Source organism: Acinetobacter sp. N1-1 (assembly GCF_056711485.1).
On sequence record NZ_JBWXUO010000012.1, the window covers coordinates 334,722 to 351,946 of the forward strand.

General features: G+C 36.2%; 19 protein-coding genes. 9 read left to right on the top strand and 10 right to left on the bottom strand.

The genetic code is table 11. The features are described from left to right. Positions 1–367: 367 nt before the first annotated feature. Positions 368–718 (top strand): Spx/MgsR family RNA polymerase-binding regulatory protein, encoded by a 351-nt coding sequence (locus tag AC1MPL_RS01800; protein ID WP_479763758.1) that lies wholly within the window; start codon positions 368–370, stop codon positions 716–718. A gap of 47 nt (positions 719–765) precedes the next feature. Here AC1MPL_RS01800 and AC1MPL_RS01805 read toward each other — a convergent pair whose 3' ends face one another. Beyond that, on the bottom strand, positions 766–1,200 hold the full coding sequence (locus tag AC1MPL_RS01805) for a DUF2147 domain-containing protein (RefSeq protein ID WP_479763760.1): 435 nt from the start codon (positions 1,198–1,200) through the stop codon (positions 766–768). Between the two features lie 171 nt (positions 1,201–1,371). On the opposite strand from AC1MPL_RS01805, the gene AC1MPL_RS01810 reads away from it, so the two are divergent. Next, positions 1,372–2,271 (top strand): alpha/beta hydrolase, encoded by a 900-nt coding sequence (locus AC1MPL_RS01810; protein WP_479766128.1) that lies wholly within the window; start codon positions 1,372–1,374, stop codon positions 2,269–2,271. Positions 2,272–2,306: 35 nt separating this feature from the next. Here AC1MPL_RS01810 and dsbD read toward each other — a convergent pair whose 3' ends face one another. From dsbD to AC1MPL_RS01830, 4 genes are all read right to left on the bottom strand, one after another. Next, positions 2,307–4,148, bottom strand: coding sequence for a protein-disulfide reductase DsbD (gene dsbD, locus AC1MPL_RS01815; protein WP_479763761.1), 1,842 nt, complete (start codon positions 4,146–4,148; stop codon positions 2,307–2,309). Positions 4,149–4,171: 23 nt separating this feature from the next. Beyond that, positions 4,172–4,942, bottom strand: coding sequence for a transporter (locus AC1MPL_RS01820; protein WP_479766130.1), 771 nt, complete (start codon positions 4,940–4,942; stop codon positions 4,172–4,174). 16 nt (positions 4,943–4,958) lie between these two features. Beyond that, complete coding sequence (locus tag AC1MPL_RS01825; RefSeq protein ID WP_479763763.1) at positions 4,959–5,504, bottom strand: ankyrin repeat domain-containing protein; 546 nt, start codon at positions 5,502–5,504, stop codon at positions 4,959–4,961. A gap of 122 nt (positions 5,505–5,626) precedes the next feature. After that, positions 5,627–5,974, bottom strand: a complete 348-nt coding sequence (locus AC1MPL_RS01830) for an HPF/RaiA family ribosome-associated protein (protein ID WP_479763764.1) — start codon at positions 5,972–5,974, stop codon at positions 5,627–5,629. Positions 5,975–6,346: 372 nt separating this feature from the next. Here AC1MPL_RS01830 and uraD point away from each other — a divergent pair, with 372 nt between their 5' ends. From uraD to AC1MPL_RS01845, 3 genes are all read left to right on the top strand, one after another. Further along, positions 6,347–6,829 (top strand): 2-oxo-4-hydroxy-4-carboxy-5-ureidoimidazoline decarboxylase, encoded by a 483-nt coding sequence (gene uraD / locus AC1MPL_RS01835; protein ID WP_479763766.1) that lies wholly within the window; start codon positions 6,347–6,349, stop codon positions 6,827–6,829. After that, a complete protein-coding gene (uraH, locus tag AC1MPL_RS01840) occupies positions 6,826–7,152 on the top strand; it encodes a hydroxyisourate hydrolase (RefSeq protein ID WP_479763768.1) in 327 nt (108 codons plus the stop codon). Before uraD ends, uraH begins: the two co-directional genes overlap by 4 nt. Positions 7,153–7,331: 179 nt before the next feature. Next, positions 7,332–8,201, top strand: coding sequence for an outer envelope protein (locus AC1MPL_RS01845; protein WP_479763769.1), 870 nt, complete (start codon positions 7,332–7,334; stop codon positions 8,199–8,201). Positions 8,202–8,254: 53 nt separating this feature from the next. On the opposite strand, the gene hpxO is transcribed toward AC1MPL_RS01845, so the two are convergent. After that, positions 8,255–9,412: an FAD-dependent urate hydroxylase HpxO gene (gene hpxO, locus AC1MPL_RS01850; protein WP_479763770.1), complete on the bottom strand. Its 1,158-nt coding sequence runs from the start codon at positions 9,410–9,412 to the stop codon at positions 8,255–8,257. A 199-nt stretch (positions 9,413–9,611) separates the two neighbouring features. Between hpxO and AC1MPL_RS01855 the strand changes: the two genes are divergently transcribed. Then, on the top strand, positions 9,612–9,851 hold the full coding sequence (locus tag AC1MPL_RS01855) for a putative hemolysin (protein ID WP_479763771.1): 240 nt from the start codon (positions 9,612–9,614) through the stop codon (positions 9,849–9,851). 43 nt (positions 9,852–9,894) lie between these two features. On the opposite strand, the gene parE is transcribed toward AC1MPL_RS01855, so the two are convergent. Genes parE through gshA form a run of 4 tightly spaced genes read right to left on the bottom strand, consistent with a single transcriptional unit; the run spans position 9,895 to position 14,521 of the window. Next, positions 9,895–11,775 (bottom strand): DNA topoisomerase IV subunit B, encoded by a 1,881-nt coding sequence (gene parE, locus AC1MPL_RS01860; RefSeq protein ID WP_237412678.1) that lies wholly within the window; start codon positions 11,773–11,775, stop codon positions 9,895–9,897. 3 nt (positions 11,776–11,778) lie between these two features. Then, positions 11,779–12,387, bottom strand: a complete 609-nt coding sequence (locus AC1MPL_RS01865) for a YqiA/YcfP family alpha/beta fold hydrolase (RefSeq protein ID WP_479763773.1) — start codon at positions 12,385–12,387, stop codon at positions 11,779–11,781. 42 nt (positions 12,388–12,429) lie between these two features. After that, positions 12,430–12,921 (bottom strand): disulfide bond formation protein B, encoded by a 492-nt coding sequence (locus AC1MPL_RS01870; RefSeq protein WP_479763775.1) that lies wholly within the window; start codon positions 12,919–12,921, stop codon positions 12,430–12,432. Between the two features lie 22 nt (positions 12,922–12,943). After that, positions 12,944–14,521, bottom strand: a complete 1,578-nt coding sequence (gshA, locus tag AC1MPL_RS01875) for a glutamate--cysteine ligase (RefSeq protein ID WP_479763776.1) — start codon at positions 14,519–14,521, stop codon at positions 12,944–12,946. 207 nt (positions 14,522–14,728) lie between these two features. On the opposite strand from gshA, the gene AC1MPL_RS01880 reads away from it, so the two are divergent. Genes AC1MPL_RS01880 through AC1MPL_RS01890 form a run of 3 tightly spaced genes read left to right on the top strand, consistent with a single transcriptional unit; the run spans position 14,729 to position 17,203 of the window. Continuing rightward, complete coding sequence (locus AC1MPL_RS01880) at positions 14,729–15,268, top strand: DUF924 family protein (RefSeq protein WP_479763778.1); 540 nt, start codon at positions 14,729–14,731, stop codon at positions 15,266–15,268. A gap of 38 nt (positions 15,269–15,306) precedes the next feature. After that, positions 15,307–15,882 (top strand): CC0125/CC1285 family lipoprotein, encoded by a 576-nt coding sequence (locus tag AC1MPL_RS01885; protein ID WP_479763780.1) that lies wholly within the window; start codon positions 15,307–15,309, stop codon positions 15,880–15,882. Between the two features lie 19 nt (positions 15,883–15,901). Next, positions 15,902–17,203, top strand: coding sequence for a DUF445 domain-containing protein (locus tag AC1MPL_RS01890; protein ID WP_479763782.1), 1,302 nt, complete (start codon positions 15,902–15,904; stop codon positions 17,201–17,203). Positions 17,204–17,225: the final 22 nt, after the last annotated feature.

Below are 17,225 nucleotides of genomic sequence, written 5' to 3' on the forward strand. Positions count from 1 at the left end.
TATCATATTTTCAATAAAATAACCCATAAGTGAACAAGTGTTCACTTAACATTAGTTGTTGACCTACAAATTTTGTCGTTTTTGAGGCTATGCATTCATTTTAAATAAGCGCAATATATCTATACGGCAAAGGGATATGTCAGGATGACAATACAAGGATTGGAAGCCGTAGGATGGAAAGGAAATAAGTTAATGATTTAATTTATTTTTAAGGATGTACACTGGACGTTGAACCATGAGACCCGCATAATCAGGATGATGTAATGCGGGTTTTCTCTATTATAATACTCATTTCTTAATTTTTCCTCTAGAGATCTTTTATATTCTTCGATAGGCTTATGACTAATACATTAGGAATAGCAAAATAATGTTAAAGATTTATGGCATAAAAAACTGTAGCTCTATGAAAAAAGCATTCGATCTACTTACAACACTTGGACTCGAATACGAATTTCATGACTATAAAAAACAAGGTATTGATGCAGAACATTTACAGAAATGGTTTGCAGAAGCAGGAAAAGACGTCATCTTAAATAAAAAAGGAACAACTTGGCGTAAGTTAGATGTTCAAAAACAGCAACAAGCTTTAGAAAGTGAATCTGAATTAATGAATACACTTCAAACCAATACAAGCATGATTAAGCGTCCAGTTTTAGAAACGGCTCATGGCATTATTGTTGGTTTTGACGAAGAAAAATACAAAGCTCTAAAAGGCTAACTTTAATAAAAAAGTCTGCAATCACGCAGACTTTTTATTTTCATACTTTATTGAACACGTTGCCAAATCTGATTTCGACCCAATAAAGAAATACCCAAATAGCCTCTTAACTTCAATGTCTTACCATTATTTAAGATTTCTCCTTTTAAGCTATAGGTTTTACCATTTTTAGGATCTGTAATTTCACCATTTGCATACTCACCATGACCAATATTTTTTAGATGATGAACAATGGTTACACCTTTCAAGGGTTTATTATGATACGGCCCTTCACAACCATCACATGGCCCGTCTTCTCCTGGTACTAAAATTTTCTCAATTGTTCCTGAAAGAACACCATCTTTTTGCTCATGAAACATCACCAATGCTTTTGGCTGATTCGTTTCATCATCAATAGTTTTCCAAAGTGTGCCATTAAGAGGATCTGCTGCATGTACAGCCATACTCCCCAGAAGCCCTAGAGCAAGTAGTATTTTCTTCATTTCGATACCTTCATACGCATAGATAAATTATTAATACAATCGAGTTAAAACAATGTTGCAATTTTGTCATATGACGAATGACTGTTAGCCTGACATAATATGCATCATATACACTTTATAAATTTCGATAAGTTATTTAATAACAAATACAGGATGTCTATCATGCAAGAAATGTGGAAACAATGGCTTGTCGAAGCCTTATTAAAAACAACTATTCGCTATCCAAGCCAACATCAATTTTCACCAAATTTGAATCGTTTTTATATTAACCATGCAACTTCGGTGTTTCCATTACATCATAAAAATCTAACTACTGAAAATAAAACTCTTGCTGGTCTTCAAGTTGAAATTATTAAACCAATAGTTCAAAAAAATGACTATGTTATTTTTTACTTACATGGTGGTGGCTTTCATCTTGGTTCTTTAAAAAGCCATCGAGCATGGTTATATCGCCTTGCTGAAACAACAAGAACTAAAGTCATGCATTTAGATTATCCTCTTGCACCAGAAAACCCTTTTCCGAATTCTAGTCAAGCAATATACAATGCATATTTGGAACTCATCAATTCGGGAATAGAAGCCGAAAATATTATTTTGGCAGGCGATGATAGCGGTGCTAACTTGGCATTGACTCTCGCACTTCGCCTTATCAGGCAAAAAAATACTAAATTGCCTAAAGCTCTTATGCTGTTTTCACCTTTCCTTGACTTAACATTAACAAGCCGCTCTATACGCTCAAACAGAAAACATGATGCTTTAACATCTATTCCATTCTTACAAAAAGGAATTGAATATTATACTGCCAATACTAATTTTGAAGCAGATGACCCTCGTATTTCACCATTGTATGAAGATCTAACAGGACTCCCTCCTTTACTTATTCAAGTTGGAAGTAAGTCTGTACTTCTTGATGATGCAACCAGATTAAAAGAAATGGCTGAAGCTGTAGATGTTGTGGTCGATTATCAGCTATACACAGGAATGTGGCATAACTTTTTTATGTTTAATGAATGGTTTGATGAAGGAAAGCAAGCGCTTCACAATTGTGAGGAATTTATAAATTCATTGTAAAAAGGAGGCATTATATATGCCTCCTTTTTCTTTCTCTAGCGACTTTTTAAATCGTGCAACTGTTGAATTAACTGAGGTGCCTCAAACTCACCTACTAAACGGAGCTCACGCCGTTCTTGATGTTGTTTATCTAAAAATAAATATGTTGGAGGACCTAGAATATCCCACTGTGCAAGTAATGCTTGATGTGATGTGTCATATTGGCTCAAGTCCAGCTTAATTAAATAAAATGGTTTTAGTCCATTTTGAACATTCACTTGCTTTAAAATATGATGCTCAATTGGCTGACAAGCCACACACCAATTTGCATAAACATCAATTACAACTGATTGTCCTTGCGGTGCATTCTTTAAAGTTTTCTCAAAATCTGTTGCATTTTTTACTACATGCCACTTTACTTCAGCTTCACTGGTCACTTGTGAATTTTGTGCATATTGATACTGTGTATAACCTATTCCTGCAAGAACAGCTATAAGCAAGAATGCAAATAGAATCTTAATACCTTTTACATACTTAAAAATACCATAGAGTAAGTAAATAACCGCAGAAATATAAAGCACTAATATCAAAATATACATGAGCGATAGTGATAGCATAGGTCTTAAGAAGTAGAGTGCTAATCCCAACATAATAAAAGCAAACACAACTTTAATCTGTGCCATCCACTCGCCTGCTTTTGGCAATATTTTAGTACCTAAAATGCTGACTAAAAGCAAAGGAATCCCCATACCAAAACCAAGTACAAATAAGAGAACAGCGCCATGCCATTGACTTTGTGTTTGGGCAATAAATAGGAGTGCACCAGCCAAAGGGGCTGTCATACATGGGCCAACCAACAATGCGGAGATAATGCCCATTACTGTAGCACCAATAAAGGAACCACCTTTTTGCATAGATTGCACTTGGTCTAAACGAGAGGTCCAAGACTGAGGTAATTTAATTTCAAATAAGCCAAATAAATTTAAAGCAAAGACAATAAATAAAGTACTAAATGCAATTAATGTCGTTGGTTGCTGTAACCAACGTTGAAAACCTAATCCTGCATAAGATGCAACCATTCCCAAAATTGCATAAACACAAGCCATACTACAAACAAATACAAGTGCAATTGCCCATGCTTTCGTGCCTTTCTTTTCACGAATAATAAGAGAGCTAAGAATAGGTAGCATCGGCAATGAACAAGGAGTGAAAGCAAGTAATATCCCTAATCCTAAAAAAAGGAATAATCCATAGAAAAAAGAATGATCATGTAACTTTTCCGATAAAACCTGATCTTGAGCAAGCGATGATGATTTTGCTGGTGCTGTTATCGCAAGATTACTCATACCTTTAGGAGTCTGCTTAGCATTATTTAATTCATCATTACTATTTAAAGATATACCTGATGTTTTAGGTGTTAAATTTAATAAACTTGAGCTTTGTACTGTCTGATTTTCATCTACCACTAATCCATCTTTATCTGTTTTGAATTGCGTATGCTGAGGTGGATAACATAATCGATCCTTTGCACATCCTTGCCAACTGACATCATATGTTGCATTCGCATTGGTTTTAATATTCAGTACAGTCTGGTTAAAATAAACTAAACTCGTGCCAAATGTCGCATCATGCTGTTGAACAGCAGATGGAAACTTAAGTTGTACAGGATGACCATTTTCCTGAATAGAGAATTTTTTCTGATATAAATAATAATTTGGTGCAATCATCCAAGCTAAAGATGCTTGTTGATGATCTAATGCATTTGCAGAAAACTGAAATGCTTGTGCAGCAGGTAATAATGGCTCTTCTGCTCGTGTTGTTGTCGATATTATGAGAAACAAACAGCACTGTATAAATATACACAGTGCTGTCAAAAATCTATTTTTTATAAAACCCATGATTTGTCCAAATGCTTAACACACTAGAACAGGAATGATACGCCAAATCCACCTTTATAGTCAGGTACATCACCGCTTAATCCTGCCCCAATGCTTGCATCTAATTGCATACGATTGTTGACAGCATACATCACACCAGTTGCTAATGATGTTTGAAGATGTTCACTTTCTTGTTTACGATAAACAAACTCTGAGTATCCTGACCATTTATTTGACAACTTATAACTTAAAGTAGGTACTGCAGTTACAGCCCAGTCACTATTCTGCATCTCATAACGCATTGTAATCCCTGTTGTTAAAAGATCACTTTGTGCATATTGTACTGACGAGGCAATTGCATAGATATTATCATGATTAGAAAAATTATCGTTTCCTGTCGCAATAGTAACTTGACCTAAAAGTGCCATGCTCATGCGATTATCTTGTAGATCTACAGCTTTCTTAAGACCTACATTCATGTCACCCAAACCACTAATATTTGTTTTTTTACCATTTTGAGTTGTACGCAACCAACCTGGCCCATCCCAACCAAGCTGAAGCTCTAAGTCTTTTGTTAACCCTGTACGTAACAGCATATCTTCTTGTAGAGAAACACTTTGCTTCTGATCATTATTAATATTTGCTTTACTGTATTCAACGGTTGGCAATCCCTGTTCCCAAGCAATATGTCCAACCGGTGTTGTACTTGTTCCAAAGCCTGTGCCAGGACGATCAAATGAGAAATCTTCAGCAAAAGCACCTGAACTCACTACAGTGATAGATGTTAGCATTGTTATTTTTAGAAGTTTTTTCATCATATTATCTACTCTTTTATAAATTGACTTCTTTCGACATTTTAGCGCCATACTCACGCAATATTTCGAGTGTCTTTTGTTCTTCTGGTAAAGCTTGTGACCAATCAATCTCATCATAGTCACATTCAAAGAATAACTGACTAATTGATGAAAGTATCGTTAAATCTTCATCATCTTTTGTATTTGGATCTACATTTTCTTTGAGTAATCTTTCAACAGCAGGAACACAGGCTGCACTTGCAGCATCCCACAGTGGTCCATAAAACTCATCTGCATCCCATAAGTGTACATTTGCTTTTGCAAGAATTAAAGCATCAAGCAATGCAATATGAGGAGCCAATCTTTTTTGTTTTACTTCTTCAGAAAGAGGTATATCGCTTTCATATGCTTCACACACCGACTCCCACCACTGAAAAAGACCATCACATACAATTGAAATTGGAGGACCTTTTTCAGGATCAATAAAATTTGGATCTAAACCACTGTCTAATAATGATTGAACCCCTTGAATATCCAAACTTTCAATACTTTGAATAAATGATTGTTGTTCTATTGTTAGCATAATGTGCTCACTCTAATCCGCTTAGATAGCTGTCTAAAGATAATAGCAGTGTAACAAGAAAGTTTTATTTAAACGATAAAAAAGCGCCCAAAGACGCTTTTTTATATTATTTACTTTTGACTTTATTCTTCAAGGATTTCTAAACCTTTATGATCACGAGGGTGATCTAACTTCTCAAACAGATGCTCCAAACTTCGTTTTAAACGATCTAATGCACCATGAATTGCTGCATCCACATTTCCTGCTTTATGAGAAACGGCAACGGGCTTTAATCCTGCTGGACGGGCTTCAATCATACAGCGCAGATCATCATCCCCACCTTTTGCCGCATTTTCATCGCTTAAATGCACAGAAAAATGAGTAATTTTTTCACCATAACGTTGAAATTTTTCTAGGAGCTCTTCCCTCACATAATTAATCAAACGCTCACTATTCTTTATATTTTTATCAGTACGGATCTCAATATTCATAGTTTATCCTCACTCATTGCGCATGTTATGCGAAATCGGTATATCCGTCTTATTTCACACCTTTTAAATGACTTGGTGTAGCTTATTATTACTAAGCTTATTTAAACTTTTCTATCTTTCTATTCATTTAATATGAGCTTTCTATAAAAATATGCAAGTCTATTTTTATAGTTTTGATTAAAAGAAAAGCAATAAAAACGTGTTCATCTAATAACATCTATATTTAATTACAAACTATATGTATTTGCTTACATGATGCTTTCGACTTTAGGCGCATACCTTTTAAAAATACATAAAATCTCCAAAATGGGTATATTTTTTGCTTTTCTATATTTTGTAAACCCAAATTTATTTAAAAGGAATTGGAGAAATATGCAACTCACTGTATTTAATCATTTGAATTCAGCAGAAATTCAAGATGTACTCTCTCGTTGTGTAAATATACCCACTTGGATCAAATCTATTGATGAAATGCGCCCATATAAAAATAAAAGATTACTCTTAGATACAGCTAAAATATTGGCTCAAAAATGGACATGGCAAGAGATTTCAGTTGCACTGAATGAGCATCCTAAAATTGGTGAGAAATCAACAACTGAAAATAGTTACTCTAGTAAAGAACAAGAAAAAATTTCAACAAATTCACAAGATAAAATAGCACTCATACAGGCAAATATGATCTATGAAAATAAATTTGGTTTTATTTTTCTCATTAAAGCTATGGGTTTATCTACTTCCCAAGTACTGACTCAAATAGAGCTAAGACTAAAAAATAATTTAGATACTGAAAAAAAATGTGTCCATGAACAACTTATGTTAATTACGCTACTTCGACTTGAACAGGAAATTATATGATTAGTACACATATTTTAGATACGCAACTTGGTAAACCTGCAAGTTTTATTTCTGTTCGACTGTTTCAAGTAGAAACCAATCGCTATATTGGTGCGGGTGTGACTGATTCAAATGGTCGAATACAAGACCTTCAAATTCAAATACCTATTGAGCAAGGTATATATCAACTTGAATATGATGTAGCGCCTTATTTTCAAAAACTAAATACTCCCTCATTTTTTCCTAAAGTTTATATTCAGTTCTATATCTCTGCTTTAAATGAGCATTACCATATTCCGCTTTTATTAAGTGCATATGCCTACTCTACTTATAGAGGAAGTTAATATTCTAAACAAACAATTGTTTTAATTTAAATATTTAAAAAATATTATTTTTTTATTTCTTTTTTATTACAAGTTTTATACATTATGGCTCATTTTTTGCAGAATATGCCTATGCATAAGCACCCTTACTGCTTTTTGCATTTATTCTGACCATTGGGGTTTTTTACATGGTGCCATATATGATGTCTTTTTTTAAAAAGTCTGCCACAGCAATTGGTCTTACTTCAATTGCACTCATTTCATCTTCTAGCTTTGCACTCACTTGGAGTGATAATGCAATTGGTTGGCGTTATGGCAGTGACTTTGCTGAACCATATAAAAATAATGCTGATGGCTCAAGAACACATATTGCTAAACAAATTTATTCGTTTACTCACAGTAGTGGCTATCGCTACGGTACAAACTTTTTAAATGTAGATTTTTTACAATCGACCAAAGAAGTTTATGGTGGTACTGGCTCAGATAAATCTGATCATGGAACACAAGAAGCCTATTTAGTTTATCGTAACAACATTGACCTAGGTTCTGTACTTAAAAAAGATTTCTCATCGAAAGGTATTCGTGGTTATGCTCTAACAGCAGGACTCGACTGGAATACAAAAAATGACTCTTACGGCTCTAAAAAGCGTATGTGGGTGGTTGGGCCAACTATTAACTTTGATGTACCAGGATTCTTAAGCTTAAGCGCTTTGGCTTTATTTGAAAGCAATCAACCAAAAGGCCTAGGGTATCGTTACTCTTATGACCCACATGCTGCATTTCAGCTAACTTGGGGTATTCCACTTGGCGAAACACCTTTATCTTTTGAAGGCTATGCACTATGGATTGACTCTAAAGGTAAAAATGAGTTTGGTGGTAAAACTTCCCCAGAAACAAATATTGATGCAATGATCATGTATGATTTAAGCACGTTATGGGGTAAAAAAGATAAAACGTTACGTGCAGGTTTTGAATACCAATACTGGCACAACAAATTTGGTAACCCAACTGAAGGGGATAAAGGCGCAACTGCCAATACTCCAATGGTACGTGTAGATTACCACTTCTAATAAGCCAATAAGTAAGTCAGGGCAAAGAAAAACTTTGCCCTGACAGCAGCCAACTAATCTAGAACATTACCTACAATATTATTTAGAATTCCTTTCATAATATTTTCTCCTTTCTCTTTTCTTAGCTCACCATACCATTCTTCTGTAACGCTAGCATCTTTCATATGTGTAATGTCACAGCGCTTTCTCGCACGTAATACCATTTCTTTGGCACGTTCATTTCGTTTATCTTGGTAGCGACTTAAAGCATCTTCAATGCCTAAACTATTCACCTGTAATGCACGTGCAAGATAAATTGCATCTTCCATCGCTTGGCAACCACCCTGACCAATATCTGGGGTCGTACTATGTGCAGCATCGCCAATAAGTACAACAGTACCTTTATAAAATTTCAAGAATGGTTCAATATCATGAATTTCGACACGATTCGTTCTTTCCACATCTAATTGCTCAATGAGCATTTGAACTTGTGGACACCATCCCTCAAAGTACGACTTTAAATCAGACTTATAATTTTGTTTATTATTTTCTAATCCTACAGGTAAAGGTACATCAAAGAAAAAGTAAAAACGCCCTTCCGAAACGGGCATCAGTGAAACACGCTTACCATCTGCAACATAGGTTGTCCACTGCGCCAATGGTGCAATCTCTTCAGAGGCTTTCACAAGACCATTCCAATTCACATATCCTGCATAACGGCGTGATACTTGCTCACCTAAAACATAGCGACGTGTCATAGAGTGTGTACCATCGGCACCTATAAGCAAGTTTGCTCTATCCTCTGAGCCATCCTCAAAAGTAATATATACACTGTCTTCTTTTTGATCTAATCTTGTCATTTTCATACCTAAATAGATATCTTCATGACCGAACTCATCCATAAGCATGCTTTGTAATTCTGCACGAGATACAGGGTATGGGCGTTGTCCTGCATCTTTAATTAATGGCATCAAGCTGAATGCTGTCATTACATCGCCATGAATACCATCAACATAAGAAAGATGATCCATCCGACCACCTAATGCTGAAACTTTATCTTTTAATCCTAAATAGTTTAGACATTTCACACCATTAGGCCATAAAGATATGGCGGCGCCAACAGGTCGAATTTCTTTTACTTGTTCATAAATAACAACCTGATAACCGAATTTTTTTAGTGCAATTCCTGCTGTTAATCCTGCAATTCCTGCACCAATAATGACAATTTTCACTTTAGTGTGCCTTATTCTAGATATTTAGCATTTATATAGCGAGAAATATGCCACTCTTTAGATATAAGAAAGTATGAGATGATTTAAGAAGAATAAACGTAAGAAAGATACAGTTTTATAAAGGCATACTTTATAAAATTTACATTTTGAATGAGTTATATCCGCTATATTTTTATTGGGATAACATAGATTTTAAATTATGAATAAATTGGTTGTATTTACTGTTGTATCTTTAGGTCTTGCACTAAGTGCATGTAGTAACTTACCTACATTTCATAAAAAACAAGGTATAGCAAACCCTGCAAGTGAGTATTGTATTTCACAACATGGAAAGCTCCGACAACTCAAAGACGCTTATGGCAATATTAGTTTTAACTGCAAACTACCTAATGGCATAGAAAAAGATGAATGGGATCTCTATCGCGCAACTCATTCTTAATAAAAAACGGCATCATATGCCGTTTTTTATTTTTCGATATTAATTAAACAGCAATATCTGCCAAGTTACCCTTTTGTTCTAACCATTGTTTACGGTCTGCTGAACGTTTTTTTGCAAGCAACTTATCAAGCAAGCCTGCTGTAAAATGCGCATCATCTAAATCTAACTGCACCAAACGGCGTGTATCTGGGTCCATTGTTGTTTCACGAAGTTGACTCGCATTCATCTCACCTAACCCTTTAAATCGGGTAATTTGTGGATTTTTAGTTTTCGTTCGACTAAGAGTTGCATTGAGCTCATCTTCATCTAATGCATAGTGCACATCTTTACCATCATCTATACGGAACAACGGTGGCATCGCAACATACAAGTGACCTTCTTCAACTAGCGTTGCAAAATGCTTCACAAATAATGCGCACAGTAAGGTTGCAATATGTAAACCATCTGAATCCGCATCTGCCAAAATACAAATACGACCATAGCGCAACTCTGACAAGTCATCACTTCCTGGGTCTACACCGATGGCAATGGCAATATCATGTACTTCTTGTGAAGCTAAGACTTCATCTGAAGCAACTTCCCACGTATTTAAAATTTTTCCACGAATGGGCATCACTGCTTGAAAGTTCTTATCACGTGCTTGTTTTGCACTACCACCTGCCGAGTCACCCTCAACAATGAATAGTTCACTTTCTTCTCGCGTTTGTCCCACACAGTCCGCAAGTTTTCCAGGCAATGCAGGGCCCGATACAATCTTCTTACGTTGTACTTTTTTCGCAGCTTTTAAACGACGTCCTGCTTTGGCAATAACAATTTCAGCAAGCTGTATAGCAACTTCTGAATTCTGATTTAACCATAGCGTAAAAGCATCTTTAGCAATGTTTAATACAATACCTGAGGCCTCACGGCTTGAAAGTCTTTCTTTGGTCTGCCCTGAAAATTGTGGCTCTTGAAACTTCAAAGAAAGAATATAGTTCACACCATCCCAAACATCTTCGGCAGATAGCTTCAGGTTTCTTGGTAAAAGATTTCTTAGCTCACAAAACTCACGCAATGCTTCGGTAACACCTGAACGTAACCCATTTACATGTGTTCCACCTTGCGCAGTTGGAATCAAGTTCACATAACTTTCTTGAACTTGCTCACCACCATCTACATTCCAACATAATGCAAACTCACAGCTTGCACGTTCGGCATCGCCTTGGGTCACAAAAACAGGGGTTGGTAAAATTTCACGATCTTGCACTTCATCCATAAGATAATCAACAAGACCATTTTCAAACTGCCATTCTATTTTTTCATTATTAATTTCATCAACATAAATAATTTGTAGTCCTGCTGCTAACACTGCTTTTGCTTTTAAATTATGTTTTAGTGCTTTTACAGCAAATTTTGGATTATCAAAATACTTTGCTTCAGGCCAAAAATGAACACGCGTGCCTGAGGCCTTTTTAGGTGCTTTGCCTTCAAAAACTTCAAGCGGACTCACAGGTTCACCATGTTCAAATGCCATTTTATACAATGAACCTTGACGCTGTACTTCAACTTCTACACGTGTAGATAAAGCATTCACAACCGAAATACCCACCCCATGCAAACCACCTGAAAACTGGTAGTTATCTGTGCTAAATTTTCCGCCTGCATGAAGCTTCGTTAAAATAATCTCAATCCCACTTTGTCCATATTCAGGATGAATATCGACAGGCATACCACGCCCATTGTCTTGCACAGAGAGCGAGCCATCTTTATGTACAGTCACACATACTTTATTTGCATGCCCTGCCAATGCTTCATCTACCGAGTTATCAATCACTTCTTGTGCTAAATGGTTCGGACGTGTTGTGTCTGTATACATACCCGGACGACGGCGAACAGGGTCTAAACCAGATAAAACTTCAAGAGATTGGGCTGTATATTGTGACACGTTTTATATATTCCTTAATGATAAGTGCTGTAATAAAAACACGAGGAGCATGGGAATTTTCTCTGCAAAATTATCCATGACATGATTACCACCACACTCGGTAATCATCATACTAGAAACTTTGTGTGCACTATAATAACGCTGTGTTTCTTTATAATCCAAAGTTTCATCGCCTTGTTGCAATAATACCAACATTTTGCTCAGATCCTGTGCATCTGCAAGCTCATATTGCTTTAATGCATAGATATCTTCAATAGTTAGCAACCAATTTGGTGTAACCAAATACGGAAGCTGATGAACTCCAATTTGCTTTTCAAACAGTTGCCAAGGTCGAATAGCAGGATTAATAAGCACACCTGCACAGTTATAATAATTTGCCAGATAGGTAGCATAGAACCCACCTAAGCTACTACCAACAAATGAAATATTCGTAAGCTGATTTTGAAAAATTTTTTCATGAATCCGTTCTATTGCTATATGCGGTGGCAAGTTTAAATCGGGTAAATGAACTTGTATGCTTGGGTGATGACTCACACAATATTCTTTTAACAAAGTCCCTTTTACAGAATTTGTATGGCTTTTAAACCCATGTAAATAAAAAATATGATGCATACTTAACTTAATAAAAAACCACCGCAAGGGTGGTTATCTTCTTTAGAACTTACGAAACATTTGCCAAAAACAAATAATCACCAATCCACTAAAAAACACCACCGATAGTTCAGGCAGTGAAAAACCCATTAATGTCCAATCGACTTTAGCACACTCACCCGAACCTCGAAGTACTTGCTCTAATACGTCTTTCATTGGAAAAACATCAATTAAATAATTTAATCCCGGCCCACAACTTGGTACTTGATCTGCTGGTAAGTGTTGTATCCATACATGTCTTACAGCAACACCTGCTGACCAAAGCACGCCTAAACCTGCCAGCAATGCATATATACGCTTCATGACACTACTTTTGGGATTATGCAAAAATGCAATTAAAGCCACAGCACCCATGGCCATAAGCCCTACGCGCTGAAAAATACATAATGGACATGGTATTAAATGTTTTACATGCTCTAAATAAAGCGCAAAAGACATTCCTACAATACTGGCCAAAACCAGTAACCCACTGACGAGACGATAGCTTACTTTCACGCTTTACTCTCTCACTTTGCTGTTAGCGAAAATTATTTAAATACTCTTTAAAAGTTTCTGTTGGAGCTTGCTCTAAAGCCAACTGTTCTTGCTTAGAAATAATCACAAGTCCATCAAAATATTGCTGTTTTTCGGCTGAAATCTGATGTGCATCGTATATTTGTGCATGTTGCGTTGCCAAATGACCACCAAAATATCGTGTTCCACCATGAATTTTCATTTCTTCAACGATTTTTGCAGATGGTGTTTGGCTAGAATCTTCAACACGCAATAGCATTTCATTTATTGCAGTACGATAAGATGATTCTTGCAAGCCTCGATCAAATAACTCAGCCAAAGGTTTCATTGCAAATAAATGCTCTAGCAGCCATGTTTTTGCTGAAATTGAACTGCCTTCCGTTTCTAACTGAAGCCCCTCTTCACGCCCTCTTTCAACAATTAAAGCCTGATTTCTTTCAATACGGGATTGCTCAGCTTCCGAAATTTCAGGACTTTCAAGCAATAAACAATACAGTGCAAATGTTTCAAGAAATGCAGCGCTGCTTTCTTTTATGCCAATCGGACTATAAGGATCTACATCAACCGCTCTTAATTCAACATATGCCACACCACGATTTTCTAAAGCTTGTGATGGTGTCTCATTACCTTTTGGCGTCTGCTTTGGACGAATTAAACTATAGTATTCATTTTCTATTTGTAAGGTATGGTCATTAATTTGTTGTGGCTCACCATTTTCATCATCTAGCCCAAGTTTAGAAAACGGTGCATATGGTTTCTTAACTGCCTCTTGAATACCTGCAAGATAGCCCGTTAAATCATTATAATGAATACCTAGTTTTTTCTGTGCAGAATTCTGATAACCATGTTTACCCATACGTAACGCTGTAGCATGTGGCAAATGCAATGCACCTGCAACCAATGGCTTTAATTGATGAGTTTGCCCAATAAGGAAACTTCCACAGACTGTTGGGCTTGCACCAAGTAAGAAAATAATAATTGGTGTTAAACGTATAAAGTTTCGGATTAGACCAAAATAACGATAACTTTTATAGTCTTGCAAGCTCAGTGTTTTCAGCGACGTATCTAATTCATGTGCTTGTAGTTGTTCAAAGAGTTCATCAGGAAAAGAAATATTATAATGCACGCCTGAAATGGTTTGCATTCTGCGACCATAACGAATGGCTAAGCCTTTTCTATATAATGTTTTAAAGCGTCCAATATTTGAACTTCCATACTGTGCAAATGGAATATTCTCTTCATCCTGATCCAACATGCACGGCATAGACATTGGCCATAGCTTTTCACCCTCAGGTAAATTTTTATGGGCTATATAGTGAAGGTCTTGTAAATATGCCAAAACTTTTTTAATCGAGCTTTCAGGAGGCGTAATAAACTCCATTAATGCTTCAGAATAATCAGTCGTAATATGAGGGTGTGTGAGTGCTGAACCCAAACTTTGCGGATGTGGTTGTTTTGATAGATGGCCATCACTCTGCATACGAAGGCTTTCACGCTCTATACCACGTAAAGTTCCCTGAAGCATTGATGCGTCTACCCAAGCTGGCACTATCGAATGAGAACTTGCTTTGGGTTGACTCATAGTATTCCTCACTTTAATTTTTCGCTGTCTATTTACAAAGTATATTTTTGCATGAATATCACAAAACACTACGTTCAATCATGCGAATTTCATGTAGATTTTAAATGACTATACAGATCTAAATCATATTTAAATCGTAAAATTGTACAATATCAAGACATACTCTTATGATCCAATAAAAATAAATACGACTAAATGAGGATTACTATGAATCAAAATAGCATTCTTAATTTTTGGTTTGACCCTGAACACAAATCTAAATGGTTTTCAAAAGATACACAATTTGATCAAAAAATTGCAGATCAGTTCCAAAAAATTCATGATGCAGCATCACAAGCTGAGTTATGGTCATGGAGAATAACTGCTGAAGGTCGTTTAGCTGAAATTATTATTCTTGATCAGTTTTCTAGAAACCTTTTTAGAGATAAAGCACAAGCATTTGCACAAGATGCATTGGCACTTGCACTTGCACAAGAAGCGATTTCTTTAAAGTTAGATCAGGAACTTTCTCCTGAGAAACGCTCATTTTTATATATGCCATTCATGCACAGTGAATCAAAAATCATTCATAAACATGCTGTGGCTTTATTTGAAAATTTGGGCAACTCCTTGAACTTGGAATTTGAGCATAAACATAAAGTGATTATTGATCGTTTTGGACGCTATCCTCATCGCAATAAAGTTCTAGGGCGTACATCTACAGCAGAAGAAGAAATGTTTCTCACACAACCAGATAGCCACTTTTAAGATCTATTCTTTTTAAGTTGCATCATTTGGAGCAAAAAATGAAGAAAAAAATTTTACCATGTTTGATTTTAGCTACTGTGGCTAACCTTACAGGCTGTATGACTACATTTGAACAACCTCGTAATTTCGATCAGCTTGGGCATTTTTCAAGTTATCCGCTTAATCAAAATAGCTTCCGTGTAAGCTTTAAAACTAGCCCAAATATGAGCTATGGTACAGCCCAAGAAATTACTCTCGTTAAAGCTGCTCAAGTTGCTATACATAATGGATTCAGTTCATTTAAAGTTCTCAATGATCCAAGCAACCGTAATCAACCACCAAGACAAACAATTGTTTACCCTGACCTACCCCCAATGTTTGGAGGTCCACATGGTTTTTATAGACCAGGTCCATTTTTTAATGATGGCCCTTGGGATAATTTCCCAGAAGTTGTTAACATAGACCCAACAGAAGTTTCTTACACCATTCAATGCTATAAACAACCTGAAAATACACCAAGTGATGCATTTAATGCTGAAACTATTTTACAATCTCTTGGTGCAAAATATGGCGTCGCACCTAACGGCAACGTCTTACCCCCTGTTCCCGCAGGAAAATATAACGCACAGCCATAAAGTATAAGAGGATTAACACATGGAGACATCCACACCTTCTAGTCATTTAAAGCGTAGCCGACGACTGGCTACCATTGCGCTTTTTATTGCCATTTTGGTTTGGATTGTCTTCATGGTTACAGCCAAACTCTTTCCTGAATATGCATGGTGGTTGCATATTCTTATGCTCTCGGCTGAAGCAGGTGTCGTAGGTGGTTTTGCCGATTGGTATGCTGTAACGGTACTTTTTCGTAATCCATTTGGTAAATTTCCTATCCCACACTTTTTAAGAGACCATACGGAAATTATTCCTCGGAATAAGGCACGTATTGCAGAGTCGATGGGACGATTCGTGCAAGAAAACTTTTTATCTCCACAAATTGTAGAAAAAAGTCTAAGCAAAACGGATCTCACTCTAAGTATTGGAAAATGGCTAGAAAACCCAAGCAACAGCATACAAGTCACACAAATAGTACAACAAACACTACCTAAAGTTTTTGATTTTGTGGAACAAGAGCAAATTGCACAATTTATTCAAAATAACAGCGTACAGTGGATCCAAAATACAAAAATAAATCATCTTGCCAGTGAAATGTTGCATTCAGTTTTAGACAATGACTTTCATCAAGATGTATTACAACGTACTTTAGATTATTCACATGAATGGGTACACAAACATCCTGAAAAAACCCGTGAAATCGTAACCCGTATTTTTAAAGAAATGGGTATTTTAAAACTGTCTAAAGGGGTAAGTTGGTTAGGCATCGACATGGAGCAACGCACTGTAGACAGCTTCATGCATAAACTTGAAGAAATTTTAAAAGATCCTGAACACCCATGGCGACAACATATTGAGGACTACGGACAAACGCTCATTACTGAGCTTAAAAATGATGAAAGTCTAATTAGCCAACGATTAAATGCAGGTAAAAACGCACTATTAGAAAACCCACATATACTCAACTTTATGAGTGGTGCAGTGGTAATTCTATTTAATGCCATCAAAGAGGACTTACTTAAAGAACACTCAGGTATTGCAATGAACATGCGTGCTGCCATCGAACTGGTAGGTAAAAACCTCGCAGAAAATAATGATGTAAGACAACTTCTAAATACACGCCTAATTACACTTGCTACTTATTTTAGTGACCAATATAGTGACAAAGTCATTCGTTTTATTAGCCAACGAATTCATGAATGGGACTCTACAGAGATGATCGCCAAAATTGAAAATTCAGTTGGTGGTGACCTACATATGATTCGTGTGAACGGCGTGATTGTTGGTGCATTTATTGGTTTAATTTTAGGTGTGATTCGTGCCTTAGTCGACTATCTACTTTAACTAAATAACAAAATCATATTTT

Coding starts and splice junctions, on each gene's coding strand:
- AC1MPL_RS01830 (WP_479763764.1), bottom strand. CDS start 5,974: ATGAATATTGAGATCCGTACTGATAAAAATATAAAGAATAGTGAGCGT.
- AC1MPL_RS01825 (WP_479763763.1), bottom strand. CDS start 5,504: ATGCTAACAATAGAACAACAATCATTTATTCAAAGTATTGAAAGTTTG.
- AC1MPL_RS01805 (WP_479763760.1), bottom strand. CDS start 1,200: ATGAAGAAAATACTACTTGCTCTAGGGCTTCTGGGGAGTATGGCTGTA.
- gshA (WP_479763776.1), bottom strand. CDS start 14,521: ATGAGTCAACCCAAAGCAAGTTCTCATTCGATAGTGCCAGCTTGGGTA.
- uraH (WP_479763768.1), top strand. CDS start 6,826: ATGATTAGTACACATATTTTAGATACGCAACTTGGTAAACCTGCAAGT.
- AC1MPL_RS01865 (WP_479763773.1), bottom strand. CDS start 12,387: ATGCATCATATTTTTTATTTACATGGGTTTAAAAGCCATACAAATTCT.
- AC1MPL_RS01820 (WP_479766130.1), bottom strand. CDS start 4,942: ATGAAAAAACTTCTAAAAATAACAATGCTAACATCTATCACTGTAGTG.
- AC1MPL_RS01810 (WP_479766128.1), top strand. CDS start 1,372: ATGTGGAAACAATGGCTTGTCGAAGCCTTATTAAAAACAACTATTCGC.
- AC1MPL_RS01800 (WP_479763758.1), top strand. CDS start 368: ATGTTAAAGATTTATGGCATAAAAAACTGTAGCTCTATGAAAAAAGCA.
- AC1MPL_RS01890 (WP_479763782.1), top strand. CDS start 15,902: ATGGAGACATCCACACCTTCTAGTCATTTAAAGCGTAGCCGACGACTG.
- uraD (WP_479763766.1), top strand. CDS start 6,347: ATGCAACTCACTGTATTTAATCATTTGAATTCAGCAGAAATTCAAGAT.
- dsbD (WP_479763761.1), bottom strand. CDS start 4,148: ATGGGTTTTATAAAAAATAGATTTTTGACAGCACTGTGTATATTTATA.
- AC1MPL_RS01855 (WP_479763771.1), top strand. CDS start 9,612: ATGAATAAATTGGTTGTATTTACTGTTGTATCTTTAGGTCTTGCACTA.
- AC1MPL_RS01845 (WP_479763769.1), top strand. CDS start 7,332: ATGATGTCTTTTTTTAAAAAGTCTGCCACAGCAATTGGTCTTACTTCA.
- AC1MPL_RS01885 (WP_479763780.1), top strand. CDS start 15,307: ATGAAGAAAAAAATTTTACCATGTTTGATTTTAGCTACTGTGGCTAAC.
- AC1MPL_RS01880 (WP_479763778.1), top strand. CDS start 14,729: ATGAATCAAAATAGCATTCTTAATTTTTGGTTTGACCCTGAACACAAA.